Below are 13,129 nucleotides of genomic sequence, written 5' to 3' on the forward strand. Positions count from 1 at the left end.
GAAAGCGGTTAACTAAGCAATAGCCATATCAGCTTACTTAGCGTAAATGACAATCACGATAAATTATACGATTGCACTTTCTAATAGGATGAAGAAGGTAATTAAAAAATGGACGTTAATCTTTCAGCCCACAGAGCACAAGCATTCAACTACTTATTTGACTCGGTTGTGGTCACTGATACCACAGGTATTATCATTGACTGGAACTGCGGTTCACAACAACTTTATGGCTACAGTAAAGAAGAAATACTCGGCCAATCAGTGAGTATTTTACATGTCCCCGAAGACAGTGCCTCTATCACTGAGTTGGTCATTTCCTCGGTTGAACAACATGGCAAATGGACGGGCGAAATACGCTTTTTACATAAAGACGGCACTATCGGTTGGGTAGAGTCGATGTGTGTGCCATTGTTTGATGACGAGCAGCAATTTATTGGTGCTTTAGGGATTAACCGAGACATCACTAAACGTGTTGAAGATGCCCAACGAGTATTAAATCTCGCCTGCTATGACCAGCTGACGCAAATACCCAATCGCTATTTGTTAATGGACAGAGTTAAACAAACCATCGAACGCTGCAAACGCATGAACACTAAGTTCAGCTTGTTCTATATGGATTTAGATGATTTCAAGAACATCAATGATACCTATGGGCATTGCCAAGGGGATTCTGTTCTAATTGAAGCGGTAACCAGACTGCATAAAGTCATCAGAGAGTCGGATACTTTAGCCAGAATTGGCGGGGATGAGTTTGTATTATTACTGGAGGACATTACTGACAATAATGACATCTCGCGCATGGCTGATATCTTAATCAGTGCATTAGACAAGCCGTTTACAATAAACGCTCAACCCGTTTTGCTTAATTGCAGTATTGGGATTGCGACCTTTCCTGATTCCGGTGACGACTTTGATACCTTAATCAAAACAGCAGATTTTGCGATGTATAAATCAAAGCGCCAGGGCGGAGCTACTTATCGATTTGGCTAAGCTTGATAGTTTATTCGGTGTAAAAAACAGCTGAAAAGTTAGGTGAAAAGTTAGTTGAAAAAGTGAGGTAAATAGTCATGAATGGGCTTTATTTAGCTAACGATTTGAATTTGCCATTAAACGCCAAATTTAACTAATACATGCCACATCAGTTTAAGCTGTTGTACTTGCTGAGCCTGCTTAGTTCTTTGACTCCAAGGCACTGGTTTTTCAGTAAGCACCTGTGCAGCTCTGCCAATGATATCTGCATTTATTTGCTTGTCTCTAGCAATCACCTTGGCAAGCTCTGGCATTGTCGCCCCTCGAAAGTCATCAGGCACCTGCTCCACATCAAGCTGATAGCCTTGATGCCACAACAGTTCAATATCATACTCGTGGCACATTGACTGCATCAGCTCACCTATATCTGTATCTTTATAGCTTGGATCAGCAACAAGATAGCCAATATCATGCTCTAACGAAACTTCACCATGAATTTGCGCTTCTATATAATGATCAAGATTAGATAAAGCAGGCATGTCGAAACGTGCTCTCACACCTTGAGGTAATTGCTGCCACAGATGATTAACCATATCCGCAGGCTTAATCTCTTTCATTCCTAAAGCATATTGGCGCTCAAAACACTCGCTGAGTAACGCGGCCAAGATCACCTCAAAGCAACTTAACGTGCCTTTTTCTTTAGGTAAGCGATAGGAATCCATATAACTGAATGTACAACGAGATAAGACTTCTACTTGGGTAAGAAAGTAACAACTGCCAAATCGAGGTGCGGGCCCCGTTGGGCATAGACCAAGATCTAATGCACCATACTTAGGGCGTAGTTTAACTCCTGAGTAACTATGACCAAAAAGTTGGTTTTCCCAGTGGTCTCTTGGGCCACCTAATTCCGGTGACAATTGCCCATTTGAGATATGAGTTTCAAACTGGCTTTTATAAAAACCGTCCTTAAGTAACCCAGCTGCGACTGATAATCCACGGCTATCAATACGATCGGGGTGAAAATGCAAGGCCACTCGGCCATGTTGATGCAAGGCTTGCATAGCCTTATGAACCGCAGCAGTATCAATATTAGACATTAACAGGACATTTTTAATTACCGCACTTGAGTGCTCGCGCAAACAGGCAACGCTATGCTCGATATGGGTTTGCGCTGCTGACTTTCGATTCATAACCTGCCCTCCTTTGCATCTGTGATTAACACTATCCAATATCTAACGACTTGCAGAATAAAAACAGCTAAGTGCTTGTATTTCATTGTATGTAAAATACACGGTTTTAGCACAAAAGATTAAAACTAATTCATCTATCTATGCGGTTAACCCTCATCAAGATGTTGAAACACCGTACTCACCATTCTTTGCAGAACAAAACCTCAAATAATTAAACCCTAGATACTGATGAAATAAGCCCATTGCATATGGCTTATATTCCACTAGTAACGGCCATTAAAGAAGAATATTTAAGCGATTAGATGGCGCTCTAGCAGTGTTTCAGGTAAGCTTCACGCCCGCCATTTCGTGGCCCCCTATTCAGTCATAGCAACGTATACGTTGCCCAAAGAGATCATTCTATGAGTTTTGCCTCACTAGGCTTAAGCGCAGCAATTTTAAAAGCTGTTGAAAAACAAGGGTATGACACCCCTTCAGCAATCCAAGAACAAGCTATTCCTGCCGTCCTAGAAGGCAAAGACGTAATGGCCGCTGCCCAAACGGGTACAGGCAAAACAGCAGGTTTTACCCTGCCATTATTAGAACTACTCTCAAAAGGTCAGCGCGCTAAGCGTGGCCAAGTTCGTGCTTTAGTATTAACACCAACACGTGAGCTAGCAGCACAAGTTGCTGAAAGCGTGTCGACTTACGGCGCAAACTTACCGCTTAAATCTGCGGTTGTATTTGGTGGCGTATCAATTAATCCACAAATTACCACCCTAAGAAATGGCGTTGATATTCTAGTGGCGACCCCAGGACGCTTATTAGATTTATGCCAACAAAAAGCATTAAGCTTCAGCCAACTTGAAGTCTTAATCTTAGATGAAGCCGACCGCATGTTAGACATGGGCTTTATTCGCGATATTAAGAAAGTCTTGGCTATGTTGCCAAAACAACGCCAAAACCTAATGTTCTCAGCAACGTTTTCAGATGAAATCCGTGAACTTGCAAAAGGCTTAGTGAATAATCCAGTTGAGATTTCAGTTACGCCACGTAATGCGACTGCTAACACGGTTGAACAAAGTGTTTATGCCGTAGATAAGAGCCGTAAAGCGCGTATCTTAACTAAGCTAATTAAAGAAAATAACTGGCATCAAGTGTTGGTATTTTCTCGCACCAAACATGGCGCTAACCGCTTAGCGAAAAACTTAGATGCTGACGGCATCAATGCAGTGGCTATTCACGGTAATAAAAGCCAAGGTGCGCGTACCAAAGCCTTAGCTGATTTCAAAGCGGGTAAAGCACAAGTCATGGTTGCTACCGATATCGCTGCCCGTGGTATTGATATCGACCAATTGCCTTTTGTCGTTAACTTTGATTTACCTAATGTCCCTGAAGATTATGTGCATCGTATCGGCCGTACTGGCCGCGCTGGCGCAACAGGTTTAGCAGTATCTTTAGTTAGCGATGAAGAAGTGAAGTTATTACATGACATCGAAAGACTGATTAAGCGCACTGTCGAGCGTAAAGTCATCGAAGGCTATGAAGCATGTCATGACTTACCAGAAGCAAGCTTAAAAGGCGGTCATCGCGCGGCTAATCATAAAAAGCCAAACCCGAATCGTCGTAAGCACGCCAATCAAGCTGATGGACAAAAACAAGGCCAAAGCACTAAACAGGGCCAGCGTCCAGCGCCGAAAGGTAATTCAGACAAGCCAAGCCAACGTCAACGCGCCCGCGCTCGTGCAGAAGCTGAAAATGCTCAATCAGATGGTAATAAAAAGCCACAAAATCGTCGCCAAGGCCGCACAGACAAATCAAGTTCACAAGGCAAGGTTGATCCTTACGCGAATGCGAGACGTTAATAGCGACTCACTGATTTAGCGTTAACTTAGCTCGATTTTCAGCAAATAGTTAATGATTTAAAGGCATGAAAGCCAAGCTTTCATGCCTTTTTTGTTATTCAAAAATACCAGCATAAAAACCTACACCTTGCTTACTCATTAACGATAAACACTTGAAAGTTGCCAGATCCACTCTCATCGTTCATGATAATTACACGGAATAAAGACAATTTTTCATGGAAGAGTTATGAAGTATTTAGGTGTATTGATTCTAATATTATTACTGGCTATTGCCAGCCTGTTTGTTGGTTTACAAATGGGAAAAGGTCAGCTTAATCAAGCAGAAGAGTCTCAAAGTAATCAACTGAGTAAAACACCAAGAAGTGAAGGTGTTACCTCCCTGCCATCAGAGTTAGCCATAGAATCCAGTCATCTCGTCAGCGAACTGAAACAAGAAGTGCTGCAACTTAAACAACAGCTTGCTGAAAAAAACAGTTTAATCGACGCTATGAACTCATCAATGGGATTACTCGAGCAGCAAGTTGAACTGGCTTACAGCGAGATAGATCAAGTCACAGAACAAACCCATGACTCGCCATTTCATCCAGAGCCAGACAGCATCAGCACTGATCAAGCAAACCAATGGGTTCCTGAAAATTTTGCCAATGCGATAGCTTCACAACAAGGAGACATGGTCGCACTATTTAAGCGCCATCACCAAGCTGACACCAATCAAGAATGGGCCACGGAGCGTGAGCAAGCATTAAAAGATTCTTTTGCTTTGAGTGAATATGCTGACATGGTCAATATCACCTCAGTCAATTGTAAAACCAGCACTTGTGAGGTTCGCGGTGAAGAGCTAGAACCCAATGGTTGGATGTTAGTAAGCCAGCGACTGCAAGAGACTTCATTAAGTAAAAATGCCAGTACATGGACCTATCTGATAGGAAACGAAGAAGGTGAAACCCTGATCCATATGTTGTCAGAAGTTGATGATTCAACGGTTGAAAATCAGTAATGACCTCAACGTGATGGATAGATAACACCATTCCGACTAAAGACTAATACTGCCAGCGTGATAAAACCAATATCATCAGCGTGCTTAAACTCGTAAGTCATTAGTTTAAATATCACTTTATATTGATCTACGCCTAGCATCAGCTCGTAAGTTACACACGATGCTGTTAACCCAGGATGCTGTTAGCCAAGGCGCTCCTGTGTAGGTAGCGACTTTTGAATTAGCGAAAAATCAATGTAAAGGAATACTGTTCACCATGACGATATCTTCAATTAATTCAGCAAGTAATGATACAAAAAAAACAGCAGCCCACTCAGCAAGTTCAATCAATCCCAACTTGCACATCCAAGTAATGCAGTTGCCTAACTCTGAACATCTCATCTGGGTCATAGATGATTTCATTACTGACTTTGCGTCTCTTGTCGATTACAGCAAAACAAAAGCTTATTTCAATAATGTCGGCGCCGATGGAACCTTGTTCCCAGGCATGCGAGATGAAATGCCACGCCCCTATTACCAATCTTTATCATCGTTAATTACCTTACTGGCAAAGCAGCCTAAAGGTGAATACTTCAAGCAGCATCAAATTGCAAAGTGTTGGTTATCTAAAGTCACTTTAAGTCCATTACAGCTCAATGCGAGTCAAACCATGCCACACTTTGACTCCCTTGCTGAACACGATATGGCAGCAGTGCATTATCTCAATGATGTCCAATTGGGCGGCACCAGCTTTTATCGTTATAAAGGCGCTGACAAACTGCACTTATCCCACGACGATAAAGACATTATTTTTAAAATGGTTGATGAGGTTAAGCAAGTTGCAGCAAGCCGAAAAGGCTACATCACAGATTCAGATGACTTATTCGAAAAAGTATTCAGTATTGACGCTAAGCCAAATCGCATCGTTATCTATTCAGGTAATATTCTTCACAGCGCCAATATTACTGATGAAGTAGAGTTTGATAAGCGTTCTGAACATAATCGCACATCAATTAACTCTTTCTTTAGTATCGCCTAAATTGTCAAAATCAACATTGTGGTTACTGTTAATAAAGTCATTGTTGTGTTTTTTGAAAAACAGGTGATTAAGCTTCATTCATAAACGCTAGATTCACATTACTGGCAAGACTAAGATATGCGTTAAATATTTCTGGATGATATGGATGCCACCCTAATGAAATTTAAGCGCTTTGAAGAACACTCCCATCAACTTGAAAATACTCGAATTAAAGCAAACTACGACCGCCTTCTATGTCGCTTTCGCTTATTAACGCTGCCTGATAATACTCAGTCAGAGACTGAGGTTATTACAGATAAATACTTACTATTAAGTCCTTTTCACAATGGTAGGTTTACCCTAAACGACGTGGAATACCAACTCAAAATACGTTGGTTTCTTATTTGGCACTCATCCATTATAAAGCCCAATAGCCGCAGTCAAGATAAAGCAAAGCGAGACTCAAAAAATGTAATCATTCCTGAACTACTGCCCTATAAACGTAAAACATCCATCATGCTATGCATATACGTGTTTTTAATTACGTCATTAAAAATCGGCCTAAGCCTTTACGCAGTTTAATCAGCTCAGCTATCTAATAAACACAAAAAAGCGAATTCAGTAACCACTGAATTCGCTTTGTTTTAAAGCCTATTTATAAAAACTGGCTTACTAAAACTATTTTCTTACAAGCTAGGCTTATAAAAACCAGGCTCGGTAAGTCTTACCTTTAAGGCGGCCTTTGGTAATTTTGTTCAACGCTTTTTTAGAAGCATCACGTTTAACGGCTACAAACGAACGGATATCAGTGACCTTAATTTTACCAATATCAGCACCATCAATACCGTTTTCACCGGTTAAGCCACCCACAATGTCACCAGGACGGATTTTGTGCTTTTTACCCGCATCAATTTGGATGGTGATCATTTCCGCTTCTTGCGGTTGCTTGTTGAGCACATTCATTGACGGTAAGGTTTCACCATCGATTTCTTTGCCAATCAGCTCTTCAATTTCAACCATTCTGTGGCCATCTGCATGACTAAAGAAAGTGTACGCAGCGCCTTTACTACCTGCACGGCCTGTACGACCAATACGGTGAATATGCACTTCTGTATCGTAAGCAATGTGATAGTTAAATACCGCTTCTAAATCTTCGATATCTAAACCACGAGAAGCCACATCGGTAGCCACTAATACGCGGGCGCTCTTGTTAGCAAAACGCAGTAACATTTGATCGCGATCGCGCTGCTCTAAGTCGCCATGTAAAGCCAATACACTAAAACCTTGCTCAGCTAAAGTGTCAGCCACTTTTTGGGTTTCACGTTTGGTGTTACAAAAAACCACTGCGCTTTCAGGTTGCTTTTCAAGGAGCAATAATTGCAATGCCTCTAAGCGAGCCTGATTGTCTTCTGTATGGTAAAAATGCTGCTCAATTGTGTGGTTGTCGTGAGTCGCCTCAACTTTAACCATCAAAGGCTTATACATAATCTGTTCAACAACTTGTTGAATTTGCTCAGGGAAAGTCGCACTGAACAATAATGTCTGACGCTCATGAGGGGTTTCAGCAATGATTTGATCAATATGATCTTGGAAGCCCATTTCTAACATGCGATCGGCTTCATCTAACACCAACATATTGACATTACTCAGATCTAAACGATTACGATCAAGATGATCAACAATACGTCCAGGTGTACCGACAATAATGTGCGCACCATGTTCAAGCGAACCGATTTGCGGCCCCATTGGAACGCCGCCACATAAGGTCAGCACCTTAATGTTATGAATACCACGGGCTAAAGTACGAATATCTTTAGCCACTTGATCGGCTAATTCGCGTGTTGGACACAGCACCATGGTTTGAATGCGAAAACGTTTCACATCAAGTTTGTTTAATAGACCTAAACCAAATGCAGCTGTTTTACCTGAGCCGGTTTTTCCTTGGCCAATCACGTCATCACCCGCAAGAATAGCTGGTAAGCTTTCAGCTTGGATTTGAGTCATAGACTCGTATCCCATGGTTTTAAGATTATCAAACAAACCTGGTTTAAGATTAAGTGATGCGAAAGCCGTATTAGCGGCCTGTTCAGTAGACTGACTCAAGGTGAATATCCTCTGATATCAAAGCAAAATGGGATAATAGAAACAACTCGGCCAAGGATAAAATACCTTGGCCAAATGTTTGAATGTCTATTGTAGCAATTTTATCCGTTAGTCGCTGACATTTATTCGCATAAAACGGATTGTGATAACCCTATACAATTTCCCCAAAACGTCCTTGCTGATAATCATCAATGGCCTGATTTATCTCTGCTTGGCTATTCATCACAAATGGCCCCATATGTACGATTCTCTCATTAATAGGGCAGCCTGCTAGTAATAAAATGCCAGTGTCTTGATTCCCGGCTTTGATATGGGTATTGAGTTCTGGTTCAATAACTAATAGCTGGCCTTCTGTCGCTTTTGCCTGCATTCCACTGATATCGACGTACTCAAGCTCGCCTTGATAAATGAAAACACTAACACTTTGATGTGCCGACAAATCAAGTTGTGCTTGGCCATTTTCATTTAGCATTAAATCCGCAATCGCACCATTACCCGCCAAACCTTGAATGCTGGCCGCTATGATTTGAGGGCTATCGGCAAACTGCCAGTCGCCTGCCAGTGCTTTAAGGTTAGCGCCGCTATCATTGCTTACGACTGGATTAGGCGTGCCTGTTGTGTCTTGATAAATCGCGGGGCGCATTTTATCTTTGGCTGGCATGTTAAGCCAAATCTGAAACCCATGAAGGCCTTCGTTAGCATCAGCAAGGGGCATTTCAGAATGCACTACGCCACTTCCTGTGCTCATCCATTGCACATCACCTGCACGAATAGCTTTAACATTACCGAGTTGATCTCGATGCTCAAAACCGCCTTTACGGATATACGTAAAGGTTTCAATACCTCGGTGCGGATGTGGTGGAAAGCCACCAATAAAGTCTTGCTGATCGTTTGATTTGATCTCATCAATCATTAAATAAGGATCAAAACGGGTATTCATAAAATCCGCTACCCGTTTAATGTTCACTCCATCGCCATCCATCGCTGGACGAGCGGTAAATTTGCTTAATACTTTCATGATAAAGCGCTCAGTTAACCTTTAATGAGATCACTTTATCAAGCATATAGTCGAATGAATATTGCATTAAAGCGTAGTTATCTTTCGATTTTATACTTGTATTAGATTATATAAAAATAGCTATTTCAGTAAAAAATAATTAAAATCAAAGGCGTGGCGGTTTTGTTGCTTATAGCGAGTAACGATATAACAGTGTCGATTTTAATCTCACCACATGAAATTAATCTTCACGGAAAATATTCTTCACATAAGAATATTCATCACGGAAGTCTTACAGCTTATTAAACTCTTCTAACCATTCAATAAAAGCGTTTGAGACTTTCTCAACCGTCCCCAAAGCCTGGTTATAAAACCACACAGGTGCATCTTTTTGACTCGCGGCGCAGTCAGTTTGCTTAAAACAAAACATGTTGCCCTTACAGTCAGAAGCAAACAGAATATGGCCTTTCGGCATACCGCTCATTTCATATAAGTTTGATAATAAACTCACATCATCAAGACTTAAAAAGTCCTGAACTTCAGATATATCAACACCTAAATCACAAATCTTAGTTAACACATTGGGTGTATGCACTAAACCATAAGTGGCAATTAAATACTTATATGAGTCAGGTAAAACAGCATTTAGTCTTGATTCTAGTGCGTCGATATCATCACTTTTAATCGGTACCATGGCATGTTTACTGCCCCAGTTTTTGACAAAGAGATCAATGCTATTCATTTTAGAGATTCCAATATAATTTAAGGCGTAAACGAGAAAGGATTATACACTGGCTCTGATGATTAAAGCGCTTCATACTGAAGGGTTATGGGAAAAGCGATTTGAGTGTTAGAGGAATATTGAAACAAGCTCATGCCATTGAATCATAGCATGAGCTAAAAATGCTGATTATTCAGAGCACTCTTTATTACGGCACTCTTGCTTAAGGTACTATTTTTTACAACACACTTGTTTGCGGCATAGTTTAACATTACGCCAATGCGCGTAAGCAACAATAAATGCGCCAGCTAACGTCAGTAGTTTCTCACCAACTTCACCAACAATGTCATGTCCGTAAACCGATGATGCAACCAAAGTCAGCAGGCCAACAATAGCAAACATCAATACTTTAGCATCACGGTGGCGTTGGCAGCCCATTAACACCGCTATCGTACTGGTAGGCAGTACCAACCACACCATCACCTCATGATATAAATGATCGTTTAATGGCAATGCTGATAACGAAGGTAACAAGGCAAGTAATATTGGGGTTGCAATACAATGTAAGGCGCAAAGACTTGATAACCCGATAGCCAGCTTATCCAGTAGCGATTGCATATTATTTGTCATGTGAAATCCTTTTATCTCTTAGTCGTGAGCGCCAATTATTGATTTAGCATAAGCTAAATTGGAGTAGTATTTAACACTAATTTAACTGAATAAGAAACAGTAACAAGACTTAATTTACTCAGTAAGCTCGTTAATTGATTTCACGATTTAATCGAGTTGAAACTATCCATTGAATAGGCATAAAAAAGAGCGCCGAAGCGCCCTTAAAAAATCGATTAAACATTATTTTTATCGTTTAACTACGAAGCCCGATACCACGGGAAATTAAGTAGTAAGCGACAAACCATAACGAGGCACAAAAGCCGACCATGATTGCAATCGATAACGGTACGCTGATATCAGCAAAGCCTAAAAAGCCGTAACGGAATACATTAATCATATACACCACAGGATTTAGCGCCGATACACCTTGCCAAAAATCAGGCAGTAACGATAACGAGTAAAACACCCCACCTAAATAAGTTAACGGCGTTAAAATGAAGGTCGGAATAATGCTAATGTCATCAAAGCTTTTAGCAAATACCGCATTAATTAACCCGCCTAATGCAAACAGCACTGAGGTTAAAAACACCGTCATAATCACTAAGCCAACATGGTGTAGTGATAAGTTCACAAAAAACATCGCCACCAGCGTGACAATCAAGCCAACAGCCAATCCACGGGCAACACCACCACCGACGTAACCAGCAATCATCACATAGTGTGGTACAGGCGCGACCATCAATTCTTCAATGCTGCCATGCATTTTTGCACTGAAAAATGATGAGGCTACATTTGAATAGGAGTTAGTGATCACCGACATCATAATAAGACCCGGGGCAATAAACTCCATATAAGACACGCCGCCCATTTCACCGATTCGATTACCAATTAAATTACCGAAAATCAAAAAATACAAGGTCATGGTAATGGCTGGCGGAACTAGAGTTTGCACCCAGATACGGGTAAAACGATTAATTTCTTTAGTCAGAATACTTTTAAAGGCAACCCAATAAAGTTGATTCATTATTTTGCCTCCTTGGCTTTTTCAACTAACTCAACAAACAACTCTTCAAGACGGTTAGCTTTGTTACGCATTGATAATACTTCAATATCTTGTTTACTTAGCTGAGCAAATAACTCATTTAAGTTTTGTGCTTTGGCCACATCCACTTCTAATGTATGACCATCGACCAAGCGGCTATTCATGTTTTCCAACACAGGTGCAGCTTTAATATCTTGGCGTAAATCAAGAATAAAAGTTTCTACATCAAGCTTACTGAGTAACGCTTTCATGCTGGTGCATTCCACCAACAAGCCTTTATCAATAATACCGATATTACGGCACAGCATTTCCGCTTCTTCAAGGTAATGGGTGGTGAGAATAATGGTCACGCCTTGGTTATTAATATCTTTTAAAAATTGCCACATTGAGCGGCGAAGTTCGATATCTACCCCTGCTGTAGGCTCATCTAAAATTAATAGCTTTGGTTCATGCATCAGTGCACGAGCAATCATTAAACGGCGTTTCATGCCGCCAGATAATGCTCTAGCTTGGCTGTCGCGTTTTTCCCACAAATCTAATTGGCTCAGATATTTTTTGGCGCGCTCTAGGGCAAGGTTTCTAATCACCCCATAATAACCCGCTTGGTTAACTACAATTTGCAGCACGGTTTCAAACTGGTTGAAATTAAACTCTTGCGGCACTAAACCGATGCACATTTTGGCTCGTTCTAGGTTGTTATCGATGTCATATTCAAACACCTTCACGCTACCAGAAGACTTTTGCACTAATGAACTAATCACCCCGATGGTCGTCGACTTACCGGCACCATTGGGCCCTAACAAAGCAAAAAAATCACCTTGTTCAACGGTTAAGCTAACTCCTTTAACAGCGTGAACGCCGCCTTTATAAGTTTTTTGCAGGTTTTCGATCACCAAAGCATTGGTGTTGTTGCTCATTGTCATTCCTCTGATCCATAAATTGCGAATTACACGTTTACATGACTTGCTATCAATAGCCTATTGTAAACAAGGTATTGTAAATGACGCAGCGTATACGTAAAAGACGCAAAACTTTATGACGCCCAAAACAAAACTCCCGCCTATAGCGGGAGTTTACATTCAAAAGGTGACATTAATCTAATGGCACAACTTTCGCGATGTAAGGCAAGTTACGATACTGCTCAGCGTAGTCGATACCATAACCTACGATAAATTCGTCAGGAATGGTAAAACCGATAAAGTCGACAGGTACGTCTACTTCACGGCGCTCAGGCTTATCCAGTAAAGTACACAGCGCTAAGCTTTTTGGCTCACGCAGTAATAGCATTTCACGTACTTTATTTAAGGTATTGCCTGAATCAATTAAATCTTCAACAATCAATACGTCACGATCGATGATCTCAGATGATACATCTTTTAAGATCTTCACATCGCGTGTGCTTGTCATTGCATTGCCATAGCTTGAAACTGACATAAAGTCGATTTCAACATGGCCCTTAATACGGCGACATAGGTCAGCCATAAAAACCACAGACCCTTTCAATAAGCCGACCATTAACAAACGCTCGCTGTCTGCGTAATGGGCATTAATCCTTTCAGCTAATATATCCAGTTTTTCGTTGATTTCTTCTGCAGAAATCATCACTTCGGTTGTGTGTTTCATATTACTCTCAATTGTCGTGATTTTCGGGCTTAAC

At 41.0% G+C, this 13,129-nt stretch carries 13 protein-coding genes; 5 read left to right on the top strand and 8 right to left on the bottom strand.

The window, feature by feature from the left end:
* Positions 1 to 108: 108 nt before the first annotated feature.
* Entirely contained in the window at positions 109 to 990 is an 882-nt protein-coding gene (locus L2737_RS09485) for a sensor domain-containing diguanylate cyclase (protein ID WP_248955567.1), read from the top strand.
* A gap of 116 nt (positions 991 to 1,106) precedes the next feature.
* Here L2737_RS09485 and L2737_RS09490 read toward each other — a convergent pair whose 3' ends face one another.
* The gene (locus L2737_RS09490; protein WP_248955568.1) at positions 1,107 to 2,159 is read right to left on the bottom strand and encodes a DUF3626 domain-containing protein; all 1,053 of its coding nucleotides are present in this window, start codon (positions 2,157 to 2,159) and stop codon (positions 1,107 to 1,109) included.
* A gap of 401 nt (positions 2,160 to 2,560) precedes the next feature.
* On the opposite strand from L2737_RS09490, the gene L2737_RS09495 reads away from it, so the two are divergent.
* The 4 genes from L2737_RS09495 (at position 2,561) to L2737_RS09510 (ending at position 6,579) form a co-directional block, all read left to right on the top strand.
* On the top strand, positions 2,561 to 4,003 hold the full coding sequence (locus tag L2737_RS09495; RefSeq protein ID WP_248955569.1) for a DEAD/DEAH box helicase: 1,443 nt from the start codon (positions 2,561 to 2,563) through the stop codon (positions 4,001 to 4,003).
* 226 nt (positions 4,004 to 4,229) lie between these two features.
* Positions 4,230 to 5,000 (top strand): hypothetical protein, encoded by a 771-nt coding sequence (locus L2737_RS09500; protein WP_248955570.1) that lies wholly within the window; start codon positions 4,230 to 4,232, stop codon positions 4,998 to 5,000.
* A 256-nt stretch (positions 5,001 to 5,256) separates the two neighbouring features.
* The gene (locus L2737_RS09505) at positions 5,257 to 6,018 is read left to right on the top strand and encodes a DUF6445 family protein (protein WP_248955571.1); all 762 of its coding nucleotides are present in this window, start codon (positions 5,257 to 5,259) and stop codon (positions 6,016 to 6,018) included.
* A gap of 156 nt (positions 6,019 to 6,174) precedes the next feature.
* Positions 6,175 to 6,579 carry a hypothetical protein gene (locus L2737_RS09510; RefSeq protein WP_248955572.1) on the top strand — a complete coding sequence of 135 codons (405 nt, stop codon included), beginning with the start codon at positions 6,175 to 6,177 and terminating at the stop codon, positions 6,577 to 6,579.
* Between the two features lie 117 nt (positions 6,580 to 6,696).
* Here L2737_RS09510 and dbpA read toward each other — a convergent pair whose 3' ends face one another.
* The 7 genes from dbpA to hpt form a co-directional block, all read right to left on the bottom strand.
* Entirely contained in the window at positions 6,697 to 8,100 is a 1,404-nt protein-coding gene (gene dbpA / locus L2737_RS09515; protein WP_102526473.1) for an ATP-dependent RNA helicase DbpA, read from the bottom strand.
* Between the two features lie 151 nt (positions 8,101 to 8,251).
* Entirely contained in the window at positions 8,252 to 9,118 is an 867-nt protein-coding gene (locus L2737_RS09520; protein ID WP_248955573.1) for a pirin family protein, read from the bottom strand.
* A 271-nt stretch (positions 9,119 to 9,389) separates the two neighbouring features.
* Complete coding sequence (locus L2737_RS09525; protein WP_102526471.1) at positions 9,390 to 9,839, bottom strand: SMI1/KNR4 family protein; 450 nt, start codon at positions 9,837 to 9,839, stop codon at positions 9,390 to 9,392.
* A gap of 210 nt (positions 9,840 to 10,049) precedes the next feature.
* Positions 10,050 to 10,448, bottom strand: coding sequence for a MerC domain-containing protein (locus tag L2737_RS09530; protein WP_248955574.1), 399 nt, complete (start codon positions 10,446 to 10,448; stop codon positions 10,050 to 10,052).
* A gap of 235 nt (positions 10,449 to 10,683) precedes the next feature.
* A complete protein-coding gene (locus tag L2737_RS09535; RefSeq protein ID WP_102526469.1) occupies positions 10,684 to 11,454 on the bottom strand; it encodes an ABC transporter permease in 771 nt (256 codons plus the stop codon).
* On the bottom strand, positions 11,454 to 12,389 hold the full coding sequence (locus L2737_RS09540; RefSeq protein ID WP_248955575.1) for an ABC transporter ATP-binding protein: 936 nt from the start codon (positions 12,387 to 12,389) through the stop codon (positions 11,454 to 11,456). Before L2737_RS09540 ends, L2737_RS09535 begins: the two co-directional genes overlap by 1 nt.
* Before the next feature lie 175 nt (positions 12,390 to 12,564).
* Positions 12,565 to 13,095: a hypoxanthine phosphoribosyltransferase gene (gene hpt, locus L2737_RS09545; protein WP_102526467.1), complete on the bottom strand. Its 531-nt coding sequence runs from the start codon at positions 13,093 to 13,095 to the stop codon at positions 12,565 to 12,567.
* Between the last annotated feature and the right edge of the window lie 34 nt (positions 13,096 to 13,129).

Source organism: Shewanella electrodiphila (assembly GCF_023283985.1).
In the GTDB taxonomy this organism is placed as follows: Bacteria; Pseudomonadota; Gammaproteobacteria; order Enterobacterales; family Shewanellaceae; genus Shewanella; species Shewanella electrodiphila.